We start from the raw sequence: 25,725 nt of genomic DNA on the forward strand, positions 1-25,725 counted from the left end.
TTCTTTAGAGAAACAATTGAAAAGCCTAGATAGTCAACTCTCTAGGCTTTTCATTCCCTAATTCATGTACGTTCCGCCATTCACATTAATAGATTCACCCGTTATAAAATCAGACATACTTGAAGCTAAAAACAAAACGCTTTCCCCAACATTTTGAGGAGTTCCTAACTTATTTAACGGAATTCGCTTTGTTACTTCTTTCCTGTATTCATCTGTCCATTGATTGCTCATGTCAGTTTCTACAGGACCTGGACATACAGCATTTACAAAAATATTATGATGCGCCATTTCTAAAGCTAAATGCATCGTAAGGTAGTTAACTGCAGCTTTTGAAGCTCCGTAAGATGGCGCTGCATTTCTATGCGCTGTTTTGGCTGTTGTAGAACTTACATTGACAATTTTCCCATAGTTTCGCTCTATCATATAAGGTAAGACGGCTTTACAGAAATATAAAGTTCCATTCAAATTAACATCTAATACCTTTTTCCAATCATCCAAAGTCATTTCTAATGTTGAGCTGCGCATATTGATACCCGCATTATTTATTAAAATATCAATTTTTCCAAAACGCTCTACAGCAGCTCTTACAACCTCGGTTGCAACATTTGGATCTGCTACGTCCCCAGCTTTTACAATACATTCTCTACCTAAGTCCTCAACCTGTAAAGCTAATTCATTTAATAAAGTCTGATTCGTACCGTGTATAACTAATGAGGCACCATTTTTAGCTAAAGTTAAAGCGATAGCCTTTCCAATACCTCTACTAGCTCCTGTAATAATCGCAATCTTGTTTTCCAACAGCATACTTTATCCCTCCGAAGTATATGAAGCTATTAAGACTTTATGAATTCTTCTGACACACATACATATTTAATAGCTTGTCTAAAATACGTAAAAGCGATATGAATTTTTCCATCAGCGCTTTGTTTAATAGAAGGATATGAGTATTCTCTATTTAATTTTTCTTTTGAATTATTGGTCATTGCATAGCCATCCCCTATTTCAATATCCTTTTTATATGGCCATGTTCTACCTCCATCTTCTGAAATCGCAACTGTCATCGGTGCTCTAGGTGCTCCCCAAAATGCTTGTCTGCCTTCATCATCTTTTTCAGGCGTATCTTGATTAGCAGACAGAATATCCGTACCCTCTTCATCTTCAATTTCATCATAAAGCGACAGCCTGCGCTCCGTACAATTATCGGCGTTCATATTGTTAAAAATTAGCGCTAAATGCCCGTTATTTAATTTTGTGAATTGAATAGAAGAATTGTTATTAGGTAACTGCGTTGGAATGGGCTCGCTCCACGTTTTCCCGTAATCAGTTGAACGGCTGCTATAAATATGATCAGCCCAGCGGCTGCGGAATAATGCTAAAAGCGTACCATCATCTAATTTTTCAATATTCATATGAACACACCCTAAGCTATTAGGCACTTCATACTCTTCCCAAGACTCACCTTGATCTTTTGAGATTTTCACCGCGCTTATATCTTTATTTCCTGTCCACTTTTGTCCCGGAGGCGTAATGCAATAGAAAACAGGTAAAAGCCAATCACCGTTATCTAATACAACAATAGGCTGTCGAATAAAAGTACCTGGCTGATCAAATAAAGTCTCAATAGGTCCCCACGAATAGCCTTCATCTTCCGAAATACGATATCTTACAATCGCTGTGTCTTGATTACCGGATTTTTGTGCCGTGTACAATAACCATAATTTATTGTCTGGAGCACGAAATAAAATGGGGTTTTGCTCAGAACGAGCGGGATCATCTGAAAGTTTTACAGCTTTACTCCATTCTTTTTGGCCTTTTTTAAGTCTTGATAGATAAATGTGAATGTCGGCTATTCCCTCTTGTGTGCCGCCAAACCAAGTGCATAACAGGTCACCGTTGTCTAACACAAGTAAATTAGAAGCATGATTTTGTATACAATCAGAGGGAATATATGCCTCTACATGTTCCAATCCGTCTGGACACATTTTTAATTTTCCATCTGCTACAATAGTCGTTGATTGATTACTCATTACATATCTCTCCTTTTAACGTATTAACGTAAACTAAGCTATTTTCTACTTTGCATCTATATATTCTACAGTATTGGATTCAGTATTTTCAGACTTTTTATCTTTTCCACCGATAAATCGGTCAATTACCATCACAATAAATGGTGTAATGACAGCGACATACATATTGTCAATACCAAAAGGGTTTCCTAGCAAATACCATACAGTTGTGAAAATACCGGACATTGCTAAGCCGATAGTTGCACCTCGGTTTGAACTAAAAAATGGAAGATAAAATCCCATTGCAGCTACCACAGCAATAGATGTTCTCAATGCACGAGTGAAAAAAGATAAAGTTAATAGTTCTGGGGCTAAAACCACACCAAGTAAAGGAATGATACCAACAACTACAGAAATAATTCGAGTCATCTTCATCTGTTGTTCTGGAGATGGTTTAGCTTTTGGAACATAAAAATCGTCAACAATTAATGTTGTTGTAGCTAAAGCCACGGTTGAAACCCCAACGAAAATGGATGCTACTAAGGAAGTTGCTACAATTGCTGTTAATACTGGATTCATATGTTCTAAGAATACTGGAAACGCATAGATAGGATCGATATTTGGATACAAATATCGTGCACATACCCCAATCACTCCGATTGCCAATGCAAGCGGCAAGCATAATAGTGCTGCATATAAACTTGATTTTTTAGCTGCTTTTGCACTTTTTGACGACGTAATGGCTTGAATAATAAATTGTGTAGAGAAAATAGCTCCCATATTCCCGATAAGCCATGCAAAAATAGTCCCTCCACCAATCGTTCCATCCCATGTAAAGTAGCTTTTTGGCAGTTCGTGCACGATAGGCTTGAACCCACCGCAAAGGTACAATGCCACTCCTACTGTGATCAAGACACCCGCATATTTCACGAATGAGTGAAGAATGGTTACCCAAGCAACCCCTTTCATTCCCCCAAATGTAAAATAAAATGTACTGACAATGGCTGTAATAATAGCACATGTCATTAATGGTAAACCTAACAAAGAAGCAATGGCCGCAGAACCACTCAAGTAGTTTCCTAGATTCACAAGTAAAAGAGCCGCTATCATAATAATTGATACAACCGTTTTTGTAGATCTTCCAAATTTTTGCTCAATTATACCGGAAATAGTATATTTTCCAGTCCCATAAAATTTATTAACCAAAAAGAATGAAAAGAGGAAAAAAGCAATTGTTACCGTAATAAGTGACCAAGAAGCCGCGATACCACCAGTAAATGATGATTCAGCAGTCCCTACTGTTGATTTCGTGCCGATAAACTCTGACATTAATAAGATTCCAACTACAAGCGCAGGCAATGTTTTGGCTGCGTTATTAAATTCCGCGCTGGATTTACTTCTTAATCTCATTGTTAACCATGTTGTAAATAGAATATATACAACAATTACTGCTAAAACAAAAACCAGGCTTGAAGGATTTAATGCTTTCATTATAGATTTCCTCCTATAATAACAACAGAATTTTGATATATGTCGATAAAACTTTCAATATTTTAGGATTTATTTTTCTCAATGCTTCTACCATTTTTTCTGTTCTAAAAAGATTCATTGGTCAGTAGTCAAACGTTTTATGCAGACATTTATTAAGCGCTTTCATTTGTGTTCTGTGAAGAAGCAATAAAACATTACCAAATATAACTCACTGTCTTCGGAGTTCTTTAATTACAATTCATATTATTACTACTATACTCATAGTAAAAGATGTTCAAATTCCTCCGAAGACATTTTATAAAAAATTGATAACAACGCCACTTTTAAAACTTATTTAAAACCTTTTTAGGTGATAGCTCAGCAGCTGATTGAAGAGCAGCTAACATACTTCTTTCATCAGCAATTCCTTTTCCTGCGATATCAAATGCTGTACCGTGATCGACAGAAGTGCGAATAACGCCGCCGTTTAAACCAACTGTGATGTTGACACCCTCTTCTAACCCTAGGACTTTAATAGGCACATGTCCCTGATCGTGATAACAAGCGATGACAATATCGAAATCTCCGCGAACTGCACGGAAAAATAGCGTATCCGCAGGGTATGGACCTGTAACATTTATCCCTTCAGAAGCTGCAATTTGAATACCAGGAATTAGTTTTTCTTCCTCTTCTCCTTCTCCAAATAAACCGTTCTCTCCAGCGTGAGGATTAATTCCGCAAACGGCAATTCGCGGGTTTTTATACCCTGCGCGACTTAATGTTTCATGAGCAAGTTTGATAACGGTGTATGTTCGTTCCGGTGTAATAGCATCTATTGCTTTTTTTAATCCTACATGAGTAGTAAGGTGGATGACTTTTAGCTTTGGTGAAGATAACATCATGGAATAATCCTTTGTATTCGTAAGCTCTGCCAAAATTTCAGTATGGCCAGGGTAAGTGTAGCCGCCTTTATGTAACGCTTCTTTATTTAAAGGTGCCGTACAAATGGCCTGTATCTCTTGCTGCTTTGCTAATTCAATCGCTTTTTTAATAAATTTAAACGCTGCGCTCCCAGCTAATGATGAGATTTCTCCAACTGGAAGATCTTCCGGCACTAAGTCCAAATGCAGACAATCAATTACGCCATGAGTAAATTCTCCTTGATTTACCTCGTTAACGCGATGGACAGTTAACGAGGTTCGTGTCATTTGGATCGCTCTTTCTACTATCTTAGCGTCTCCCACAACAATAGGACGACAAGCTTCATAAACCGATGGATCTGCTAGTGCTTTTACAATAACTTCTGGACCTACTCCAGCTGCATCGCCCATTGTAATTCCGATGACAGGTTTCATCATATGCCTCCTTTAAAATTCACTTCCATTTTTATTGCACTGTTTAATTATTTGCTTAATCTTACAGAGGGTTCCCAAACATCTTTTTTCCCCTGCAGCTTCGATTTAGCTTTAAGCATAGCTACATCTGTACCAAAACTTCCTGCTTTCGTTACAGCAAAAATCTCTCTTTTATAATCTAACTTGCCAAGCGGTATACCAGGCTCCACCTCGTCAACCAAATGAAGTCTATGAACCTGTAATTGACTTAACACTTGTTGAGCCGTGTCTCCTCCTGTAAGAAAAAGATTAGTAATAGTACATTGATTAATTAGATCTACAGCTACTTCTCCCATGGCCATTGAAATATAGTCACTTATTTCAATAGCGCTATAGCCTTGTTTTTTACCAATCTCTTGTGTTTCTTTTACTTCTTCTGAAGAGAATAAAGCAATACTTTTTCCTGTTTTCAGAAATGTTAAGGCCCTCTCTATTACCTGATCTATTTCTTTTTGTCTGGAAACACCGTCTAAAATGATTTTTGATGGGTTCATTTCTACACTAATGGTATCAGAGTATAGTAATAGTTGGTTCAGCTGATTTCTTCCAACTTTACTTACGCTTCCAATAACAAATAGCACGGGTTGATCATTTCTTAGAAAACTGACTTTCTTTGTGGATGGCTGTAGTCCATAAGCTTGAGGTAAATAGTTAATTAATCCGCTTGAACCGGACCATACAACAGAAAATTCCGTCTTTTTTATCGTTTCAACGAGACATTTAAGATCTGATTCATGAATTGAATCTACTGTGATGTATGAAATGTTTTGATTTTTGTATGCTTTAAGCTTTTTGAAGATAAATTCATATCCTGCATGAAGATCTTTGTACGAAAGATGGCCCACTTCCTTTTGCGCTTGGTTTTTAACCAGTCGGGCAATTAAAGAATCCTTTACGGGAGTTTTAGGATCGTTCGCTACTTCAGTTTCATCTAAACGTTTTTGATTCAAAAAATGTACGCCGTTAATCACTTGTCTTCCGGCGTTTGGAAAGGCTGGAGCGATAAAAACAAAATCAGGTTGAAATACGTCGTACACAGCATTAATTTCTTGTCCGATATTGCCTCTCATTGTAGAGTCAATTTTTTTGTAAATAACATCAAATGTTTCACCTTGAATTCTTTCACAAACGTTTTTAACTCTTTCGTAAGCCTCTTTCCCTGAAACAGCGCGGCTATCCGTATTAAATATAAAAGCTTCTTTTTTACTTAAATTACTATTGTCATCGGTTAAAACGACAGAAACATCTAACCCATAACGAACTAATTGTCCTCCGCAATCACTTGCGCCTGTTAAATCATCAGAAATAACGGATATTTTCATAGAATGTCATCACCTTTTTAAACAAGTAATTTACGGTAAATTCCTTCCATATCTTTCAAACTTACTTCTTTAGGATTATTATTTAATAATCGCGTTACTTTTGAAGCGGAAAGAGCTAGCTCTGGAACATCTTCTTCCTTTACTCCATATTCTTTTAGATTTTGTGGGATTTCTAAAACGTTTGTCCACTCTACAATACGATTTACTACTTTTTGAGCTACTTCCGTCTTTGAAAAACCCTCTATTTTAATTCCCATAGGCTCAGCTACGAGGAACAATCGATCTTCAATGGCATCCATGTTAAACTCCATCACATGGGGTAAAAGCATCGAATTAGCTACACCGTGAGGAATTTTAAATTTTCCGCCTAGCGGATATGCTAATGCATGAACCGCAGCAGTACCTGCACTTGTTAAAGCCATTCCGCCGTACATAGAACCTACAAGCATTTTTTCTCTCGCCTCGACCGAATTCCCATTTTGATAAGCTTCTATAATACTAGACGAGATGAGACGAATTGATTCTAATGCAACCATATCGCTTATTAAATTTGATTTATTTGAAATAAATGATTCTAATGAGTGAGTAAATGCATCCATCCCGGTTGCAGCTGTGATAGGTCTTGGCAAACTTAATGTTAGAACTGGATCGAGTACCACTAATTTAGGCAGTAAATACTTACTTACGATTCCAATCTTCAATTCTTCATCGGGCAGTGTAACAATCGCATTAGGCGTTACTTCCGAACCTGTTCCTGAAGTAGTTGGAATTAAGATAGTTGGTGTACCTGGGTTTTTAACTAAATCTGTACCTAATAGTTCACGGATAGATTGGTTATTTGTTTGTAAGACTGAAAGAATTTTTGTTGCATCCAGCACGCTTCCTCCACCAAATCCAATTAATACATCATACTGTTCTTTGCTAATGGCTTGAAAAACTTCTTCAATGTTTTCAACCGTTGGCTCTGGAAGAACATCAATATTCACATAGGCTGATACGCCTTTGTCAGATAAATGATGAATAAGCTTCTCGACAAAACCTAACCTTTTCATCGATGGTTGAGTAATAATTAAGGCTGACTTGACCTCTGTACCTAATAGAGAAAGGTATTCTCCTACTTTTTCAATTGAATTTGGTCCTGCGATAAGATGATTTGCTGTTTGAAATTGATAAAGCTTTTGCATCATTTTAACCTCTTTCCCTTATAGTTAGTTTATTTTAAAGTGCATTCTGTTTTTTATAGCCCGCAACCATTTCTTTTACCTTTTCAAGTCCCTCTCCTGATAGTTCAGAGACTGGCAGTTTAGGAGGGCCTACCGGAATTCCATATAGTTCTACAGCTTTTTTCAAAGCCGATGGAAGCGTACCGTATTGGAATGTGTCTCGAAGAGGCTGTAATTTTTTTTGAGCTTCTTCCGCTTCGTTATTAAATCCCTTTAACCAGCTGGCGTAAATAGATACGACAATATCAGGGACCATATTTGCAGTTGCTGCAACTGCTCCTACTCCTCCTGCTTCTAAGGTCTTTAGTATTAAAGAATCCGTTCCCGCAAACACGGAAAAGTCTTTGTCTTTTGTTACATGAATATAGTTTTTAATATTTTCGAAGCTGCCGCTGCTATCTTTAATTCCTACTATATTAGGAACGTCTGCTAGCTTGGCGACAGTATCGGGCTCTAAGCTCATTCCCGTTTTTGAAGGGATATTGTATAAAAGAACTGGTAATGATGTTTCTTCTGCTATTTGCTGAAAATGAACGATCACTTCTTCTTGAGTTGGTGTAACAAAGTAAGGAGTAATAACAGAAAGAGCATTTGCTCCAAGGTTTTCCATCTGCTTTGATAATTCAATAACTTCTTCTGTACTGTTCCCTCCCGTACCAACAATTACGGGGATTCTTCCTTTGACCTCATCAATGATCACTTGAGCAATTTTTAATTTCTCTTCTTTTGTGAAGAGATGAAATTCACCATTTGTTCCTAAAGCAAAAATGCCATGGACACCTGATTCAATAAGATGACTAGTTAATTGACGCAGTACCGGTTCGTTTATTTTCTGCTCTTTTGTTAAAGGCGTTAATAACGCTGGAATAATTCCTTTTAACTCCATATTCCTTCCTCCCTACACTATCTATTTGAATTTAGTTAATTGTTTATTTTTGCAACGTTTATGTATGATTTACTTTTTTAAAACGTTTACAATTTGAATTATATACATAAACGTTTAATTAATCAACAGTTAAAAGTGGTAAAATTTAATATTTTCTAAATTGTTTAAAAATTCAACAGGAAAAACCACTTTATCTTTACTAACTTATAGATAAAGTGGTTTTAAATTTGACTCAATCGAATATATATAGGAAATTTCATTTTAGTTTCCGCCACAGAGTGGTTCGATTTATACCTAGCCTTTCAGCTGTCTTTGTTTGATTCATACCCTCTTCTAACCATATTCTTTTTATGATTTTTCGTTCGATTTCTTCTAACGTTCCGTTTAAATCAATTTCCTGATTGTCACTTGTAACGCGAATGGTACTTATTACTTTCTTTAGATCATGAAGCTCTAAAAAAGCCCCTTCAGCTAATAGTACACTCTCTTTAATGATCTGTTTTAGCTGCTTTATGTTACCAGTCCATTCAAAATTCTTTAAGTTTTCGTTTGCATCGCTACGTATCCCTACGATTTGCTTGCCGAATTTTATATTGTATTCTCCGATAAAGAAAAGAGCTAAGCTTTCGATATCTTCTTTTCTTTCTGTTAATGAAGGAAGGTCCAAGGTTAAACTAGCTAATAAATAATACAACTCTTGATCAAAACGCTGTGTTTCAGTTAAGTATTCGATACTTTTACGCGATAAAGTTATAAAACGGCACGTAGTTGAATTCTTTTTTAAATAACTCGCTAATTGTTTTTGAGTATCCAATTCTAAAAGGTCTATATTGTTTAAAATAACGCTTCCATGCGGATTATGGGCTAATAAATCATCATAGGAACTTTTGTCTAGAAGGCGCGCCCACTGTGCTTTTGAGAGAACTTCACAATCTATAATAAGCAGTGGATATTCACGTCTTTCACTATTAAGATGAATAAGCTTTGCTAGTCGTTCTTTTCCAGTTCCTTCTTCACCGCTAATCCATACAGGTTCTTCCGTATTAGCATAAATAGTTGCAGCTTTTAAAACACCTTTCATTCTCTCATTTTTTGTGACGACAGTAGTAAGGTTACTTGCAGAGCTTGCTTCGTTTTGTAAAGACACAATTGAGATTCCATCTATACCTTGATTTTCATTGGACTTATATTGATTAATGCGAAACATAATCAATTTTGAATGTGAGGTTTCCAGAGGATATCCTTTTACTGTCAAAAAGTCATCATCCCTACTAAAGACTGTTTCAAAAGAACCTGTGTTACATACAGTCTTTACAGCCTCTTCTACATTGAGGTTTTGTTTAAAGCTGTCAGTAAAATTCTTATTAAAATAAGGATTAGAAAAAATAGCCCGAGACGTTGAATTGTATACAACAATTCCTTCCATTTCATTTTGAATAATATCATAAGACATCAAGTAGTTTTTTTTGAAAGACGAAAGAAATCCATATATTTTCTTTGCATTTTGAAAAGATTTTAAAACACTTTCTTTTCCAGAAGTCAGCAATATACCATTGAGTCCAAGCTTTTCAGCTATTTTTACCGTAATGGCATCTCCAATAATATTTGTATATCCATCTTGCTGTAATTGAACTAAAATAGGCTCGATTTCTTTCTCGCTTTTGACTTTGTATGCAGACATATTGATATCTAGTATTTCACAAATTGTAGAAGCTCCTTCTGAAATAGGAGAGAACCCAACAATTGCTTTTTTTCCTGGGTAACCTTTAGCAAGCGTCAGCACGCGAAGCATATCGTAACCAGAAACTTCAATTTCAACAACCGGGATAGTCAACTCTCTTTGGATGAGTTCCGCCGTTCCTCCTCGACTGATGATGATATCTATGCCATTATGTATTGCATCTTTAGCAAGAGTCAGGCCTTCTTCTAAATCACCTATCTCTACTTGCAACTCGAACTCTTCTTTTTCTCCTAGGGTAATCATTAGCTCTTTTAAACCGTTATAAGGAGCGATAGCCAGTACTTTCATCCAATCACCTTCTGTTGCATTTTTAAACACATCTATAATATACCAAAAAATTCTTTTGATGCAAAATGAATCAACTTACAAATATTTTTAAAAAAGCTTTATATCGATTAAATATATGTAAGGCTTGAAAACACGGACAAAGGTTACCTGCTAAATGACCTCTTCTTTTATTAGTACAAACTTCTCTATATTGAAAATATACCCACTCATTTCACCGTTTTTTCACTTTAACATGATATCCTGTAGTATACTTTTGTTTCACGTGCTAATTCCCATATTTTTTTACTTTTTAAGGTTATTCGTTTTTATTAGTGGGAAAGTTACATAAATACAACACGTTATAGGGGGACTTTAACATGGATAAAAGAATTGAAACATTAAAAGAAAAGCTGCCTGATAATCATAAAGAGGTTGCTGTTCTTACCTCTCATATTTTTGATGCGCTTGATAAATTAACAACTGAACATCGCAGATATGTTGATATTTCGGCAGCAGCCAAAATAAAGCCGAATCCGGATGAAGAGAAAGCTTTTTTTGATACCATCTATGAAGTAAAAACACTCATTATGTCAGAGCTCGAAAAAACCGTTGAAGATATCGAGCACAAAGGTGATAAAAACTGGCATAAGAACTATAAAGATGGAATCGAGTGATAGGTAAATAAGACGTTTAAAAGCCTGTGCTTTTTGGAGCACAGGCTTTTTTCCATGAGATTCTCTACATTTTACTGACTCGATTTGGATAGCTCTTGGAATTCAATCATTGAAGATTTAATACCGTTACTTTTTCACGAGTCATGGATTCAATGCTTTTACGAATGCCTTGAGCGCCCATACCGGATCCTTTTACGCCGATAAAAGGAAAATGATCAGGGCCGCGTTCTGTGCGGCCGTTGATTTGAACGGAACCGACTTCCATTTTATTTGCAATTGAGAAAGCTTTATTAATATCTTTTGTAAAAACGCTTGCTTGTAAGCCAAATTCTGATTCGTTTGCGATGTCAATGGCTTCTTGGTCAGAAGCGACGCGGATAATTGGTAACACAGGACCAAATGGTTCTTCCCATGCTACACGCATAGTATCATTCACGTTATCTAAAAGAGTAGGATAGATAAGGTTGCCTTCACGCTTGTTCCCAGTCACAACTTCTGCACCTTTTCCGAGCGCGTCTGCAATTAAAATTTGAATAAAGTCCGCTGCCTTACTATCAATTAATGGAACGATTGTACATCCATCTTCAGGAGAACCCACTGATAGTTTATGTACTTCTTCTTTTAGGATGTCGACCAGCTCGTTTGCCACTTTTTCATGTACAAGTACACGTTTAATAGCTGTACAGCGCTGACCCGAATAAGAAAATGCTCCGCTTATAATATGTTTTGCTGCCTCCTGTAAATCTGCATCTTCACATACAATACCCGGGTCTTTTCCTCCAAGTTCTAGTACAAGAGGAATCATGCCTGCCTTTTTAGCTAACTGAGTACCCGTATTTGTTCCTCCGGTAAACGAAATCATGTTAATGCCTTTATGTTCAACCAAGTAATCACCAATTACAGATCCCCGGCCCGTTACGACGTTTACAAGTCCTTGTGGAATCCCTGCTTGATCAAGAGCTTCAATCATCTTAATACCGCTGATCGCTCCTTGCGTTGCGGGTTTGAAGATAACTGCATTTCCTGAAATAAGAGCAGGCGCAAGCTTAGCAGCAGACAAATTTACCGGATAGTTAAAAGGAGGAATCGCGAGTACCACGCCTAAAGGCACGCGTTCAACAATCGCAACCTTTGACTTAGAACCTCCAGGAAAGCTATCTCCTTTCATGCTTTCTCCGTTCATATGAAGAGCTTCTTCAACTGTATAGCGAATGAAATCTGCCGTGCGTACGACTTCATTCCTTGCATCTTTTAAGCTTTTTCCAACTTCTCTCATAATAATTTCGGCAATTTCACTCTGCATTTTTACCAGCTCATCTGCCCACTTATATAAATATTTGGCACGGTCTTGCAGAGAAGTTTCTGCCCACCCTTGCTGAGCTTTCTGTGCGGCATGTACCGCTTCATCGACTTCTTCTTTTGTGATAGCCTGCACTTTTCCAATCACATCATGACGGTATGGAGAAACAATATCGATCGTCTGCCCTGATTTGCTTTCTTTCCACTCACCATTCAGATAAAAAGAATAAGTTGATACATTTAAAACCGTTGTTGTCATAAAAAGTCCCCCTTAATAAAAGTGAAATTTATTATCAAAATTTTCAGTCTTTTTTACGAATGAAAACTATGTGAATATTTGAGCAAAAAGAATTCTACTTGTATTCATTTCTATAACTTTTATATTCCGTGTAACTCCTTAATCTTATACTGCTTACTTGTTGCCTTTAAAGCAGCAGCTTTTTTCTTTTTAACTTAAAACAAACCCTTGTATAATTTAATGAATATTTCGTATTTTTAATATATATAAATTTCTTTCATTCGTACAATATAAATAAGTTATCTTAATGATTAATAATTTTAATGATTCATGCCCCGAATACGAAGAAATTTTTATGTTTTCCTACTTTTTTAAGCTCCCTTGATTGTATTTACTTTGGATGGATATTCAGGCGATGCATACCCTCTTTTTATTCTATGTGTTGAGAAAATAAAATAAGGGTATAAAATAAATATAGGAAAATGAAGATGAAAGTAGAATATATATTCTAAAGGGAGGGATTTATTGTGATTGTTACTTTAGGTTTTGTGGCATCAATTATTGCGTTGTTTATGCTTTTTACTAACCGGACGTCCAATATCCCGGAAGAAATAATCCATGAAACAACAAATACCAATAAAGAAGAGCAGTATATGTATTATATATAAAGCGTCTTAACAGACGCTTTTTTGTTGCGCTTTTTACAAAGTCTATAGCGGTTAGAAACGGCCCTCACCTATCATTTATCTTTATTTGTCAGTGCCTGATAGCCATAAATAGTTAAACAGAAACCAATAAATGAAAAAAAGATATGTTTTTGTTTAAAGTTGACTAACTTAAATAAGTCCAATCTTATGTTAACATGCCTAAATGTAATCTGATTATGCCTATATCCAAAAAACAGGGGAAGCTCTGTTACTCCGTCAGTTATTTACAACCGGTGGAACAATCATAATTAAGACAGAGCGCAGCTTCCAGCAAAACGTTTAAGAGTTAATTCTTTTTAAATGAAAATATCTGAATTCAAAATACGACAGACTTCGACACTATCTATTTGTTACTATATTTTTTAGGTTCTATTTTTAGATTTGAACCGTTTTTACATAAAAAATTCAATAATTTAAACCTTTAAAATGACGTGGCAAGTGGAGGAAACTTAATGTGTTTCAAATGTAGACTACTGCTGATAAAGATAGAATTTATACGAAAAATGATGATGATGATTGCCCTAGAAGAAGGGTTTACAAGTAGTAATACGATTAAAATCAGTCAGGATCTAGATGTATTGTTAAATCGGTTTGAAGCTACTTGTTAAGAAATGCTGGTTGATAACAGAAAAAGGATCTTTCGATAAGATCCTTTTTTTGCTGTTGGTCGACAATTATTTGTTTCAAAAAAATGAAGGCTGATGTTATTTAGTAGTACATCTTGATCGCTCGTTCATATTCTATTTAAACATTCTGTGCTTCAAAAAAATTCCACATCATTTTTGAAGCATTAGGACCTTTTGAATCAGTATCTGATCCATTGTCATTTCCACCTGACCATGCATGCCCCATATCCTCTACCATAATTTTTTTCATCCAGATTTTATTTTCTGCATCTACGTAGTCATAAGTTATGTAACTATAATGATTTTCGTTTTCCCTTGAAGTGTAAGAAGCAGCATTTTCATGTAGGTCGATACCGAAATACTTATATGTATAAATCCACTGCTGAATTAGTGTAGACGCATTAATTGGATTAACTGTTGTATCTGATTGGCCATGAAACGTAATGATGGGAACAGGCCGTGCGTAAGATCCCATTTTCTTATAAGCTTCATCACCGTCAAATTCAGGATTTAGAGATCCATATAGCATAACTTCTCCGGCTGTTATGAGGTCTACAGCATACGCATTACTGCCTGCTGAATGAATGCCTACCGCTTTAAATATATCAGGATAAGCAATAGCCATCACATTCGCCATAAAGCCTCCAGCTGACATGCCAGCAAGGTATATATTAGTAGAATCAATCGCATACTTAGTGGTTATGTGATCAATCATATCTTTTATTATGTCTGGCTCTCCATTACCGCGAAACTGGTTATACTCATAAAACCAATTCCAGCACCCGTTGGAATTAGCAAAGTAATTCATTTGGGGATAGAGAACAATAAAACCTTTTTCTTCCGCTAGCTTATTCATTTCCGTACCCGCAGCAAAATCATCTGCGTCTTGTTGACACCCATGAAGCATAACGATTAATGGTACTTTACTTAACCCAGTATATGTACTTGGAACATATACCTTGTAGGTAAAGTAATCATCATAATTATACTCTTTCCAAATAGGGCGAAAGAACGCACTCTGTAATTCTATTAAAAAAGTTGAAGCGCTTAAAACTGGATTCATAAAAAAGGAACATAAAGTATTCACGAAGTTTACCCTCTCTCTATTTCTGATGTATATACTCTCTATTTCGTTATATCACAAAATAATCCTTTTATTATGTATCTTATCTTTCATATATGTCTTTCATTATTTTTCTCTTCACTCTTTAGTGGTACAAATTCATAGAGTAAGTTACGCTCTGCGTTGGGTAACAACTTTGGTTAATTTTATTAAACTTACTATAACGACTATCCAATTGGGAAAATTTTAAAGGGAGTGTTCAAAATGCCGAAAATAAAGCCTAGTTTTAAACATTACTGGAATGAGATCATACAAGGACTTATTATCACTAAATAATATACGAAAATCCTATTATAGAATTAAGGGTATAAAAAAAGACTGGCTATAAAAAGCCCGTCTTTTTTATGTTACCAAACGATTATTTATTTAACCAAAATTAAAAGCTGATATTATTTGGCGGGACGTTGTCATCTTTGTCATCTGTCTTCAGCTCAGATTCTATATATGAATCTTTAGAGGATTCTCCCATACGCCAATAAACAAGAAAGCTGATGGCAATACACCCTGCTACATAGAAGAAGAAAATTGATTCATGGCCAATACTTTTTAGCCATAGTGCGATAAATTCTGCTGTCCCTCCAAATATGGCAACTGTAAGTCCGTACGGTAATCCTACACCAAGAGCTCGAATCTCCGTTGGGAAAAGCTCAGCTTTTACAATTGCGTTAATAGATGTATAACCGGTTACAATGATAAGTCCAACTGTCATTAATAGAAAGGCCATGACTGGGTTATGTGCTTGTTTCATAAAAAGAAACAGCGGTACAGTCAGCAATGTTCCCAAAATACCAAAGCTCATTAACAGAGGTCTGCGTCCAATTTTATCAGATAGCATCCCTGCTATTGGCTGAATGACAACAAATACAAGCAGCGCACAGAAGTTAATCCAGCTTACGACCCCTTTATCCAGCCCTACACTGTTTACCATGAATTTTTGTAGATACGTTGTATACGTATAAAATGCAACCGTTCCTCCTAATGTTAAACCAATAACGGTCAACACTGCTTTAGGGTGCTTCATAAGTGCTTTAATAGTCCCTGCATTTTCACGGCTTTCAGAGTCCATTTTAGAAAATTGCTCTGACTCATCCATGGTACGTCGCAGCCATAAAACGCTTAGCGCGCCGATGGCTCCAATAACAAAAGGAATACGCCAGCCCCATGAAATCATATCTGCTTCACTAAGAACGTTTTGCAGAATAATTTGAACACCTAATGCTACCAGCTGACCAGCAACAAGCGTTACATACTGAAAGCTTGAATAAAATCCTCTTCGCCCGCTGCTCGCCATTTCAGAAAGATAAGTTGCAGACGTTCCGTATTCTCCCCCTAAGGAGATTCCTTGAAGCAAACGTGCGAGTACTAGAATAATAGGAGATAATAACCCTATTGTGCCATAGCTAGGGGTACAAGCGATAATCAAAGAACCGCTCGCCATGATGGTAATAGATAAGGTAAGCGCAGCACGGCGACCATATCGATCGGCATAGCGTCCCATTAGCAAACTACCGATTGGACGCATTAAGAAACCAACAGCGAAGATTGCGGCTGTGTTAAGCAGCTGACTTGTTGGATCGCCTTCTGGGAAAAATTGCGATGAAAAATAGACGGCAAAAGCAGAGTAAACGTACCAATCGTACCATTCAATTAAATTTCCAACAGACCCCTTAAAAATATTACTTGTAACACGCCTGTTGTTTGCAGCTTCACTAGTATGAGCCATGAGCGATCCCTCTTTTCTTTGAGTGTTTAATGTTGGTTCTCCTGTAACATGAAGTAGTAAGTAATTTACCAGTAAATCTTTTTAAACAGCTAGATTGTATTGCTTTCTATAAAACCTATTCAACCAATCACTTATATAATGAGAGCGCTTAAAAAAGGTTGAATAATCCATTTCAATATCATTTATAGGTAACAAAATAAGGGTTTTAAAAGCGGCTGCTGTCTATTATATATGTAGTGTTAACCCTCCCTTCTATTTATATATTGTACTATTGATTAATTAGAAAATATAATATTTTCTAATTATTAATACAAAAATTTTACAAAGTTCGGCTTTCTAATTTATATGACAAACAGAAAAAAGCCATGTTCTTTAAGTGAGAACATGGTTAAGAAAATACTCTTTTCAACTTGTGAGTGTAAGCTGCTTACATTGACATAATATGTAGAATAAACATAACTTGTACTGAGCTCTAACCTAAATTTAAGATAATTATTGAATTTTAATCTTATCCCTTATTATATATACAGCCATAGATGCTCTATAATTTTGTTACATCGGCGACCTTAATTTATCTCATTGAACTTTAAATTCACACAAAAAGCGCTCCACTCCGAGATATTTTTCACCTAAACTTGTTATTTGGAAGCCAAACTTAGAATAAAAGTTTACTGCCTCTTTATCTGTCTCAGCAAAAATAGAATGTATATCATAGTTCTTACAAAGAAAGCGAATCATGCTGCTTCCTATTCCTTTCCCTCTCTCTTTTGGTAAAACAGCTATATGTTTTATAACAGCTTCCTTGGGGTTAAGAAATTTAACTCCCATACAGCTAACTGTGTCTCCATTTACTTCAATACTATATAATTTCCGACTTGGCAAACACGTGTATTTTTTATACTCCTCATTAACCTTCTCTTCTAAAGTGGCATAAGATAACAGCTTTTTTATTGTTGGATTCACTGCAGTTGAAGTAATTTCTTTCACCCTAGCACCTCTTTTCACTATTATCTTATGAATAAAATAATTAGTTTGTTTTTTTAGGACCTTGCGGCTTGCTCTTACATGTCGAAGAATAAACTATACAAAGTAATGAATGAGAAGAAATACCCCGAGAACTGGAGCGGCAGCTAACATAAGGTTTATAGAGTTTGTAATTCTCCACTTCTTGTCCGTTTTTGATTCTGTGGAAAGGTTAGCTCTCATTCGATCACCGCTTACAGCTGCTCCAGATATGATAAGAGCTAGCCCCACTAATATAATGAAAGCGGTGAAAAGTACTGTTTCTGAATTTACGTTAGCTATTGTACATGCTACTAAAAGAATAAAAGATAAAATGAACCCACCAATAATTGATTTAATCATTTCTGTCTTCCTCCTAGTTTTTTTATAAAACCCCCATGCATTATCTATATAATATCATTTTTTCTATATTTTTACTTTTATTTTTCGTTATTCCAACAGTAATTAAAGCAACTAAAAAAGCGAAACGCTTATGTCTAAGTGCGTTTCGCTCAAGGGAACTACATTTCAACTATCTTTTGTGATGTCTGCCGGACGTATACGAATTACTTTTGATAAGTCACTTAGTGGTAACTGTATCTGATGACCTACACGCCCGCCTGAAAAGTAAATCGTTTCACAGTCTTCTGCTGTAGAGTCAATGAAGGTTATGAACTGCTTTTTCATTCCGATAGGAGAACACCCGCCGTGAACATATCCTGTAAGTGGCAACAGCTCTCTTTGAGGAATCATTTCTAAGGACTTTTCACCAGCTGCTTTTGCCGCTTTCTTTAAGTCAAGCTCCTTTTCAACTGGTACCATGAAGACATAATGTTCTTTTGATTTCCCTACGGTCACAAGTGTCTTGAAGACTTTAGCAAGATCCTCTCCGAGCGAAGTAGCTACCTGTACCCCACTCAGATTTTTAGTTTCATAAGAATAATAATTGTACTCAATTTTTTTCTGATCTAAAATTCGCATTACGTTTGTTTTATCTGCTTTTTTACCCATAATTATCACCGATACCATCATAACACGTTTTGTTTTCATATCTCCATATATTAGGATGGATAGGTTAGTAAGGGGTCTTTTGTTTATAAAGATATTTTAGTTACTTTCTTTTAAATCAGCATATGCATCAGCTACTTCTCCAGTTTGCGGATTTACTGTATAAAAACCATAAAAAGCTTCGTGTTCAGTGGAATCGGCTGTTGCCTCTTGATATTGATAGACACGTATTGAATAATTTCCTTCTGGAGTATCCCCGTCATATACATAATACATATTATCCATTGATAAACTCAAAAATTCTTTTACACGCTGTTCTGCTTCTTCATGTGTCAACAGATTTTGTGATTTCCCTGATGGAATTTCTTTTTTACTTGATTTTTCGCTCTTTTCTTGGTCTTGCTTCTCTTGTTCGGCATCTTCTGAAGTTGTATTGTTATCGGTGTTCTCTTCTTGTGACACTATATCACCTTTTTGATATTTCCCATCATAATAAACGCCTACTCCACCACCAGAACTAGTGCAGCTCGGCTGAATTTTAACTTCTATATAACTTGTATAGTTAGTCATCGTAATCATACAACCACCGTCTATATCATCCGTTATTTGAGTAGCGACATTTCCTTTAATCTTTGCAATTCCTTCCACATCCCCTGCACTCACAATTCCTGTACTAACATCTTCTGGGTTGTCAAAATGATTTGCGTTTAATTTGAACTTAAACGTGTCGCCTTTTAAATTAGTAATATCTATTCCAGCGGGGTCTGTATCAATATTTCTGCTCCACGTGCTACCCCAGTCAACTTGACTAGACGCTGATTCAGTTTTATCTGCTGCTTGCGTAGAATCTTCTTTCTGTTTATCCCCTGGTTTTGAGGATTCTTTCTCTTTTTCTGTGACTTTATTTGTTTTTTTATCCGACTCTTCTGTAGCATTGTCTTGAGGCTCTTTTTTCTTGATTGCTTCGTTACTTTCTTCTTTTGCTTCTACGTTTTTCTTTGTTGCGTTCTCCTTGGTTTCTTGAGTGCTTGTAGCGGCTTCCTTTTCATCTAAAAACCCCTTTTTATGTATATTTATAGAACTATATTACCGTTAAAATATTCGTTTTTATATAAAAATGAATCTAATATGCTAAATAATGACTTTTCACTACCCTTGGAACCCGATGTTTTCAAAGAAAAAAGCCACTAGATGTACTAGTGACTTTTTCATTTCTATTCATTCAATTATGCTGCTGCATCAATATGTTTGTTTTCTCTATCGCTACAGATTTTCACCTTAACTATATAGATGACATTTTACTTTATGCTTGCTATCAATCACTGTATCTTCAGGTGTTTCTTTCATGCAGCGGTCAAATGCGAACGGGCATCTTTTATGAAACGCACAGCCTGAAGGTGGATTAAGAGGAGAAGGAATTTCACCTTTAACCTCGATTTTTTCGCGTTTTTCATGTTCATGAATCGCCGGAACAGAGGATAAAAGAAGTTTTGTATAAGGATGACGAGGATTTGAAAAAATCTCATCTGTTGGCCCTTCTTCTACTAATCTTCCTAAATACATTACGCCAACGCGGTCTGCAATATGTCTTACAACGCTTAAATCGTGGGAGATAAAGAGATATGAAAGCTTCATTTCTCTTTGCAAACTGCGCAGCAAGTTTAAGATTTGTGCTTGAATAGATACGTCCAGTGCTGAAACCGGCTCATCACAAATGATAAGCTTCGGGTTTAAAATTAACGAACGCGCAATCCCTATGCGCTGACGCTGGCCGCCTGAAAATTCGTGCGGATAGCGGTTGTAATCTTCTTCGTTAAACCCAAGCTTTTTTAATAATTCAATGACAAGCTGCTTTCGTTCGCTTTTGGCGCCTACATTATGAATTGTTAATGTTTCTTGAATGGAAGCCCCAATTTTTTTCCTTGGGTTAAGGGAAGTATGCGGATCTTGGAAAATCATTTGCAAATCTTTACGAATCGTCCGTAAGCGTGATGCTTTAGATTCGAAAATACTTTCTCCATTAAATTGTGCTTCCCCGCCCGTTGGTTCTACTAACTTTAAAAGCGTGCGCCCCGCTGTACTTTTCCCGCACCCAGATTCACCTACTAATCCGTACGTCTCGCCTTCATAAATATCAAAAGATAAATCTTGAACCGCTTTAATTTGGCCTTTTGCTTTTCCTAAAGCTGAACGAACCGGATAGTATTTTTGCAGGTTGCGAACTTCAAGCAAGGGCTTGGCGCTTTGCTGCTTTGCTTCACTAGACATACGCAACCTCTCCTTCTTGAATTTTTTCATAGTGCCAGCATCGAACGCGATGCGTATCATCGGCATGCTCTAAAACAGGTACTTCTTTATGGCATTTTTCCGTTGCAAACGGGCATCTTGGTGCAAAACGACAGCCGTCTGGCACGTTTGAAAGCGGCGGAACCGTTCCTGGAATGGACGAAAGCTCTTGTGTTCTGTCGCCATCTAAGTGAGGAACCGACTTAATTAAGCCCATTGTATAAGGATGAAGCGGTTTTGAAAACAGCGTTTTAACGTCCGTTTCTTCCATCACTTGTCCTAAATACATCACGGCTACTTTTGTACAAATATTAGCGACAACGCCTAAGTCATGGGTGATGAACAGCACGCCCATGTTGAGCTTGTCTTTTAAATCCATCATAAGGTCAAGGATTTGCGCTTGAATGGTTACATCTAAAGCCGTTGTTGGCTCGTCGGCAATAAGAAGCTTCGGCTCACAGGCTAAAGCCATCGCAATCATAATGCGCTGCCTCATTCCTCCCGAGATTTCATGCGGATACTCTTTTGCTCGCTGTTCTGGAGACGGAATGCCAGTTAGTCTCAAAAGCTCTACGACTTTCTTTTGCGCTTCTTTTTTAGAGACTTTTTGATGCAGACGAGTCACTTCAGCAATTTGTTTTCCAATTGGCATAACGGGATTTAATGACGACATGGGATCCTGGAAAATCATTGAGATTTCGTTTCCTCTTAGCTTTTGAATTTGTTTTGAAGACATGTCTAATAAGTTTTTTCCTTCAAACAAAATCTTACCATCGTAGCTTGTTAGGTCTTCATCTAATAACTGAAGAATAGATTCGGACGTTACGCTTTTTCCAGATCCGGATTCACCGACAATGCCCAATACTTCTCCTTTATTTAATTGAAGAGATACATTGTCAACAGCCGTTACTTCTCCGCTATACGTTGTAAAAGTTACTTGTAAGTCTTCTAATTTTAAAAGGGCGTTACTCAACGTTTTTTCCTCCTTTTCTTCAGCATTACGTTTTTCGGATTTAACCAATCGCGCAGACCGTCACCAAATAAATTAAGGCCAAGTACAATTAAAATGATAAATACACCCGGAAACACGGTCATCCACCACGCGTTGTAAATCGCAAGCTTTCCGTCATACAGCATATTTCCTAAGCTTGGTGTTGGCGCAGGAATTCCGGCTCCTAAAAAGCTTAGCGAAGCCTCTGTTAAAATCGTCACGGCAAACACGTATGTTACTTGAACGATTAAAGGCGATAAGACGTTTGGTGCCATATGAAAACAAATGATTCGAAGTGAGCTTGCTCCTTGAGCTTTTAGCGCTTCAATAAATGTTTTTTCTTTTACAACAAGCGCAGCTGAACGAACAATTCTCGCAATCGAAGGAATAAATACAAGGCTCAGTGCGATAATAACATTGCTTGTTTTAGGTCCTAAAGCAGACATGATGGCAATTGCTAGTAAAATAGACGGGAAAGCAAACAAGCCGTCACAAATTCTCATTAAAATATAATCAAGAATTTTATAATAAGAAGATAAAAGTCCAACGATTAAACCAAGTACAGTAGCAATAATCGTTACTGCGGCTCCAATCATTAACGATATTCTGACGCCGTACATTGTCCGACTAAATACATCTCGCCCAAAGTTATCCGTTCCAAACCAGTGCGTGCTTGACGGCGGTGCTAATCGATTTGCAGGGTCGATTTGTAAACTGCCAAAAGGAGAAATGAGCGGAGCAAAAACAGCAATCAAAATAGATAATAAAATAAGTATCGCTCCTCTTACTAGCAAACGATTTGAGAAGAAACGCGCTGCCGCTGGGTTTCTTTTTTTCTTTGAAGTTACTGAAATGGTCTCTGTATTTTGTTGTGCGTTCACATTCATCACCCTCCTTTAATCATGATAAGAATTGCGTACACGCGGATCAATCACGGCATACAGCAAATCAACAACTAAATTGATGACCACGTAAGCAACCGTAATTAAAAGTACAGCTCCTTGAATAAGCGCGTAATCTCGGCGTTCAATTGATGAAACAATCAGCTGACCTAATCCCGGGATGTTAAATAATGATTCTGTTACTGCCGCTCCGGTCACAAGTCCCGCAAATGATTCTCCGATAACTGTTAAAATCGGTAAAAAACTCACGCGCAGCGTATGCTTAAGCATAATTGTGCGTTCATTTAATCCTTTTGCTTTTGCCGTTTTAACAAAGTTTTCAGAAATGGTATCGAGTAAAGATGAACGCGTCATACGCGTAATTAATGCAGCTTGAATCGCTCCAAGCGTAATCGTTGGTAAAACTAAATACTTTAAGTATTCAAATAATCCGGCATTTAACGGAACGTATCCTGAAACAGGGAAAATTCGAAGCTGTACAGCAAAAAGCAAAATAAGGAATGAACCGAGAAGAAAGCTAGGAATAGAGATACCTAAAAGGCTGGCTCCCATAATGCTTTCATCACGAATCGTTCCTTTATGTTTAGCTGCATATATACCAAATAGTAAAGCAAACACCACGCCAAAAATTTGCGCAAGTATAGCTAGAGAAACCGTAGGACCTACGTTATCCCAAATTGCCCCGAGCACAGGTTTATTTAAAAAGTAGGAATAACCAAAATCTCCGTGAAAGATGTTTGATAGCCAGATAAAGTATTGATTGACAACAGGCTCATCCAATCCCATTTCTTTGCTTAGCGCTGCAATTTGTTCCGGACTTGCGCCTTGTCCTAAAATGATTGCTGCGGGACTCCCAGGCGTTAAGCGCGTAATTAAGAACACAACAATAGATACAATGAATAAAACAGGAATTAGTGCAAAAAGTCTCTTAAGTGTATAAGCTCCCATCGTAAACTCCTTTCTAAAACAGAGAGCATAAGCCCTCTGTTTATTAGAATAATAAGATATTATTTTGTTAAACTCATATTGTAGAAAATTGGACCTAAATTATACTCATAGCCTTTTGCATTGTTAGAAACGGCATTGATGTTCACTTTATGACCAATAAGCGTGAATGGAAGCTCGTCCCATACGTATTGCTGGATGGCATCAATGTCACCGCGAGCTTCTTTAACAGAAGGAGCAGCTTTAATTTTGTTTAAGTAGTCCATTGATTTTTCAACTGATGTACCTTTTGTCGTCCAGAATCCTTGGAAGATGGTAGAACGAGCATTCCAGTCAACAGGATAGATGTCCCATTGGTTTGTATCACTCATTTTATCGCTGAATGTCGCCCAGTCGTATACTTCTAATTTTACATTCATACCAATGTCTTTTAATTCTTGTTGAACCACAACAGCTGTATTGTATTGATCTTGGTAATCGCGAGACGCCATTAAGCGAATTTCTTCTCCGTTATAACCAGATTTCTTCAAATATTCTTTTGCTTTTTTCTTATCATGCTGGTTATATTCTTCTTTTCCAGCTGTACTGTAGTAGTTTGGATACTCTTTGTTCACAATGGATGAAGAAAGCTTGTAATAATCTGAGCTTCCGTAAGAACTGTCTAAGATATCTTTTGAGTTAAGAGCTGCGTTAACTGCTTTTCGCGCATTGATGTCTTTAAAGACGCCTTTATCTGCGTTGTAGAAAAGTCCCATAAATCCGCCTGGTGATGTTTCTACTTTTGCATTTTGACTGCCTTCAACTTGTTTGGCATTATCGCTTGATACAGATAGCGCAACGTCAAATTGTCCGGTTGTAATACCAGAAATCCTAGTTGACTCATCGCTTACGAAACTAATCTTAATTTCATCGACGTGAGGAGTTTTCTTAACTTCGCGGCCTTTCGAAGAATAATCTTTAAATTTTTCTAATAAAAGATATTGATTTTTCTTCCACTCTTTTACTTTATATGGACCTGTTCCTATGTAGTCTTTGATCCCTTCATCAGATGCATTGTCAACCACTTCTTTTGGTAAAATAGCTGCTGCGGGGATTGGATCAGCTAATAAAGATAGCGTGTTAACATTTGGTGATGGTAAATGAAGCTCTACCGTATAATCACCGGTTTTTGTCATTTCAGCACCAGAGAAGTTTGTTTTCCCAAGGGATGATAGCTTAATCCAGCGGTTAATAGAAGCGACAACGTCATCTGCAGTCATTTCTTTACCGTTATGGAATTTAACCCCTTTTCTTAATTGGAACGTGTATGTTTTTTTATCATCGCTAATATCTACTTTAGACGCTAAGTCAGGCTTAGGATTTCCTTTGTCGTCTAAAATCATTAACCCTTCATAGATACTGCGCGTTGCATCTTTCACATCTGAGTCCCCAGTGATTTGAGCATCTAGCGTTGCTGGCTCACTTTGAGACGCGACGTTTAGCGTTCCGCCTTCTTTTCCTTCTTTTTCACTTGAAGTATTTTTACTTGCGTTACCACTGCAGCCTGCTACCATGAGGACAATGGTTAAAAGAGAGATGAAAAGTAAATAAGTCCTTTTCACTAAAATCACTCCTATTTCCTTGTATAAAATTTTAATCCGACTATAATAAGAAGAATAGTAGGAATGTGAACAATTGTAGCACTACCTTCTACCTTTGGCAATTAGTATTTTTGACACACAGAGGCTATTATACCATTTTCTATTAAATAAATATGGTATATATGTATAATAGTTGAATAAAAGAACCATTTATTTCTTATAAAGCAAGCGATTGAAAACACTTTATCAACGCAGTAAAAAAGAGAAAACATCTTAAGAAATGGTAATTTAACAAAAAAGGAGAAAACAACA

At 36.7% G+C, this 25,725-nt stretch carries 22 protein-coding genes; 2 read left to right on the top strand and 20 right to left on the bottom strand.

Annotated elements, in window-relative coordinates; all coding sequences use genetic code 11:
* Window positions 1-57: 57 nt before the first annotated feature.
* From ACNHOZ_RS19425 to ACNHOZ_RS19460, 8 genes are all read right to left on the bottom strand, one after another.
* Window positions 58-804 (bottom strand): SDR family NAD(P)-dependent oxidoreductase, encoded by a 747-nt coding sequence (locus tag ACNHOZ_RS19425; RefSeq protein ID WP_033578703.1) that lies wholly within the window; start codon window positions 802-804, stop codon window positions 58-60.
* 29 nt (window positions 805-833) lie between these two features.
* On the bottom strand, window positions 834-2,027 hold the full coding sequence (locus tag ACNHOZ_RS19430) for a sialidase family protein (RefSeq protein ID WP_168760647.1): 1,194 nt from the start codon (window positions 2,025-2,027) through the stop codon (window positions 834-836).
* Window positions 2,028-2,072: 45 nt separating this feature from the next.
* Complete coding sequence (locus ACNHOZ_RS19435) at window positions 2,073-3,497, bottom strand: sodium:solute symporter family protein (protein WP_033578701.1); 1,425 nt, start codon at window positions 3,495-3,497, stop codon at window positions 2,073-2,075.
* Between the two features lie 323 nt (window positions 3,498-3,820).
* Window positions 3,821-4,834 (bottom strand): 4-hydroxythreonine-4-phosphate dehydrogenase PdxA, encoded by a 1,014-nt coding sequence (gene pdxA / locus ACNHOZ_RS19440; RefSeq protein ID WP_168760646.1) that lies wholly within the window; start codon window positions 4,832-4,834, stop codon window positions 3,821-3,823.
* 44 nt (window positions 4,835-4,878) lie between these two features.
* Window positions 4,879-6,192 (bottom strand): four-carbon acid sugar kinase family protein, encoded by a 1,314-nt coding sequence (locus tag ACNHOZ_RS19445; RefSeq protein ID WP_034264664.1) that lies wholly within the window; start codon window positions 6,190-6,192, stop codon window positions 4,879-4,881.
* A 17-nt stretch (window positions 6,193-6,209) separates the two neighbouring features.
* Entirely contained in the window at window positions 6,210-7,376 is a 1,167-nt protein-coding gene (locus tag ACNHOZ_RS19450; RefSeq protein ID WP_221833696.1) for an iron-containing alcohol dehydrogenase, read from the bottom strand.
* A gap of 34 nt (window positions 7,377-7,410) precedes the next feature.
* Entirely contained in the window at window positions 7,411-8,301 is an 891-nt protein-coding gene (gene dapA, locus ACNHOZ_RS19455; RefSeq protein ID WP_221833549.1) for a 4-hydroxy-tetrahydrodipicolinate synthase, read from the bottom strand.
* Between the two features lie 256 nt (window positions 8,302-8,557).
* Entirely contained in the window at window positions 8,558-10,330 is a 1,773-nt protein-coding gene (locus tag ACNHOZ_RS19460) for a PrpR N-terminal domain-containing protein (RefSeq protein WP_221833551.1), read from the bottom strand.
* Between the two features lie 356 nt (window positions 10,331-10,686).
* Between ACNHOZ_RS19460 and ACNHOZ_RS19465 the strand changes: the two genes are divergently transcribed.
* Window positions 10,687-10,983: a hypothetical protein gene (locus ACNHOZ_RS19465; protein WP_028413740.1), complete on the top strand. Its 297-nt coding sequence runs from the start codon at window positions 10,687-10,689 to the stop codon at window positions 10,981-10,983.
* Between the two features lie 106 nt (window positions 10,984-11,089).
* Here ACNHOZ_RS19465 and ACNHOZ_RS19470 read toward each other — a convergent pair whose 3' ends face one another.
* The gene (locus ACNHOZ_RS19470) at window positions 11,090-12,541 is read right to left on the bottom strand and encodes an NADP-dependent glyceraldehyde-3-phosphate dehydrogenase (RefSeq protein ID WP_165635838.1); all 1,452 of its coding nucleotides are present in this window, start codon (window positions 12,539-12,541) and stop codon (window positions 11,090-11,092) included.
* A gap of 1,138 nt (window positions 12,542-13,679) precedes the next feature.
* Here ACNHOZ_RS19470 and ACNHOZ_RS19475 point away from each other — a divergent pair.
* A complete protein-coding gene (locus tag ACNHOZ_RS19475; RefSeq protein WP_016763750.1) occupies window positions 13,680-13,835 on the top strand; it encodes an aspartyl-phosphate phosphatase Spo0E family protein in 156 nt (51 codons plus the stop codon).
* A 136-nt stretch (window positions 13,836-13,971) separates the two neighbouring features.
* Here ACNHOZ_RS19475 and ACNHOZ_RS19480 read toward each other — a convergent pair whose 3' ends face one another.
* From ACNHOZ_RS19480 to ACNHOZ_RS19530, 11 genes are all read right to left on the bottom strand, one after another.
* Window positions 13,972-14,940 carry an extracellular catalytic domain type 1 short-chain-length polyhydroxyalkanoate depolymerase gene (locus ACNHOZ_RS19480; protein WP_275211204.1) on the bottom strand — a complete coding sequence of 323 codons (969 nt, stop codon included), beginning with the start codon at window positions 14,938-14,940 and terminating at the stop codon, window positions 13,972-13,974.
* A gap of 412 nt (window positions 14,941-15,352) precedes the next feature.
* Window positions 15,353-16,699, bottom strand: coding sequence for an MFS transporter (locus tag ACNHOZ_RS19485; protein ID WP_048021405.1), 1,347 nt, complete (start codon window positions 16,697-16,699; stop codon window positions 15,353-15,355).
* A 576-nt stretch (window positions 16,700-17,275) separates the two neighbouring features.
* Complete coding sequence (locus ACNHOZ_RS19490; protein WP_048021407.1) at window positions 17,276-17,686, bottom strand: GNAT family N-acetyltransferase; 411 nt, start codon at window positions 17,684-17,686, stop codon at window positions 17,276-17,278.
* A gap of 93 nt (window positions 17,687-17,779) precedes the next feature.
* Window positions 17,780-18,064, bottom strand: a complete 285-nt coding sequence (locus ACNHOZ_RS19495) for a DUF5316 family protein (protein ID WP_048021410.1) — start codon at window positions 18,062-18,064, stop codon at window positions 17,780-17,782.
* A 165-nt stretch (window positions 18,065-18,229) separates the two neighbouring features.
* The gene (ybaK, locus tag ACNHOZ_RS19500; protein WP_048021514.1) at window positions 18,230-18,712 is read right to left on the bottom strand and encodes a Cys-tRNA(Pro) deacylase; all 483 of its coding nucleotides are present in this window, start codon (window positions 18,710-18,712) and stop codon (window positions 18,230-18,232) included.
* Window positions 18,713-18,808: 96 nt separating this feature from the next.
* Window positions 18,809-19,357, bottom strand: a complete 549-nt coding sequence (locus ACNHOZ_RS19505) for a hypothetical protein (RefSeq protein WP_048021412.1) — start codon at window positions 19,355-19,357, stop codon at window positions 18,809-18,811.
* Window positions 19,358-19,987: 630 nt separating this feature from the next.
* Complete coding sequence (locus ACNHOZ_RS19510) at window positions 19,988-20,977, bottom strand: ABC transporter ATP-binding protein (RefSeq protein WP_047751176.1); 990 nt, start codon at window positions 20,975-20,977, stop codon at window positions 19,988-19,990.
* Window positions 20,970-21,968: an ABC transporter ATP-binding protein gene (locus ACNHOZ_RS19515; protein WP_048021416.1), complete on the bottom strand. Its 999-nt coding sequence runs from the start codon at window positions 21,966-21,968 to the stop codon at window positions 20,970-20,972. The genes ACNHOZ_RS19510 and ACNHOZ_RS19515 overlap by 8 nt, the downstream gene beginning before the upstream one ends.
* Window positions 21,965-22,873 (bottom strand): ABC transporter permease, encoded by a 909-nt coding sequence (locus ACNHOZ_RS19520; RefSeq protein WP_034264721.1) that lies wholly within the window; start codon window positions 22,871-22,873, stop codon window positions 21,965-21,967. The genes ACNHOZ_RS19515 and ACNHOZ_RS19520 overlap by 4 nt, the downstream gene beginning before the upstream one ends.
* 9 nt (window positions 22,874-22,882) lie before the next feature.
* The gene (locus tag ACNHOZ_RS19525; RefSeq protein WP_028413754.1) at window positions 22,883-23,836 is read right to left on the bottom strand and encodes an ABC transporter permease; all 954 of its coding nucleotides are present in this window, start codon (window positions 23,834-23,836) and stop codon (window positions 22,883-22,885) included.
* 59 nt (window positions 23,837-23,895) lie between these two features.
* Window positions 23,896-25,434 (bottom strand): ABC transporter substrate-binding protein, encoded by a 1,539-nt coding sequence (locus ACNHOZ_RS19530; protein ID WP_098112789.1) that lies wholly within the window; start codon window positions 25,432-25,434, stop codon window positions 23,896-23,898.
* Window positions 25,435-25,725 lie beyond the last annotated feature (291 nt).

Source organism: Priestia sp. D51, assembly GCF_053345675.1.

What these genes read in the sequence shown, in the direction of transcription:
- ACNHOZ_RS19425 (WP_033578703.1), bottom strand. Translation starts at nt 804, where the DNA reads ATGCTGTTGGAAAACAAGATTGCGATTATTACAGGAGCTAGTAGAGGT.
- ACNHOZ_RS19430 (WP_168760647.1), bottom strand. Translation starts at nt 2,027, where the DNA reads ATGAGTAATCAATCAACGACTATTGTAGCAGATGGAAAATTAAAAATG.
- ACNHOZ_RS19435 (WP_033578701.1), bottom strand. Translation starts at nt 3,497, where the DNA reads ATGAAAGCATTAAATCCTTCAAGCCTGGTTTTTGTTTTAGCAGTAATT.
- pdxA (WP_168760646.1), bottom strand. Translation starts at nt 4,834, where the DNA reads ATGATGAAACCTGTCATCGGAATTACAATGGGCGATGCAGCTGGAGTA.
- ACNHOZ_RS19445 (WP_034264664.1), bottom strand. Translation starts at nt 6,192, where the DNA reads ATGAAAATATCCGTTATTTCTGATGATTTAACAGGCGCAAGTGATTGC.
- ACNHOZ_RS19450 (WP_221833696.1), bottom strand. Translation starts at nt 7,376, where the DNA reads ATGCAAAAGCTTTATCAATTTCAAACAGCAAATCATCTTATCGCAGGA.
- dapA (WP_221833549.1), bottom strand. Translation starts at nt 8,301, where the DNA reads ATGGAGTTAAAAGGAATTATTCCAGCGTTATTAACGCCTTTAACAAAA.
- ACNHOZ_RS19460 (WP_221833551.1), bottom strand. Translation starts at nt 10,330, where the DNA reads ATGAAAGTACTGGCTATCGCTCCTTATAACGGTTTAAAAGAGCTAATG.
- ACNHOZ_RS19465 (WP_028413740.1), top strand. Translation starts at nt 10,687, where the DNA reads ATGGATAAAAGAATTGAAACATTAAAAGAAAAGCTGCCTGATAATCAT.
- ACNHOZ_RS19470 (WP_165635838.1), bottom strand. Translation starts at nt 12,541, where the DNA reads ATGACAACAACGGTTTTAAATGTATCAACTTATTCTTTTTATCTGAAT.
- ACNHOZ_RS19475 (WP_016763750.1), top strand. Translation starts at nt 13,680, where the DNA reads ATGTGTTTCAAATGTAGACTACTGCTGATAAAGATAGAATTTATACGA.
- ACNHOZ_RS19485 (WP_048021405.1), bottom strand. Translation starts at nt 16,699, where the DNA reads ATGGCTCATACTAGTGAAGCTGCAAACAACAGGCGTGTTACAAGTAAT.
- ACNHOZ_RS19495 (WP_048021410.1), bottom strand. Translation starts at nt 18,064, where the DNA reads ATGATTAAATCAATTATTGGTGGGTTCATTTTATCTTTTATTCTTTTA.
- ybaK (WP_048021514.1), bottom strand. Translation starts at nt 18,712, where the DNA reads ATGGGTAAAAAAGCAGATAAAACAAACGTAATGCGAATTTTAGATCAG.
- ACNHOZ_RS19510 (WP_047751176.1), bottom strand. Translation starts at nt 20,977, where the DNA reads ATGTCTAGTGAAGCAAAGCAGCAAAGCGCCAAGCCCTTGCTTGAAGTT.
- ACNHOZ_RS19520 (WP_034264721.1), bottom strand. Translation starts at nt 22,873, where the DNA reads ATGAATGTGAACGCACAACAAAATACAGAGACCATTTCAGTAACTTCA.
- ACNHOZ_RS19525 (WP_028413754.1), bottom strand. Translation starts at nt 23,836, where the DNA reads ATGGGAGCTTATACACTTAAGAGACTTTTTGCACTAATTCCTGTTTTA.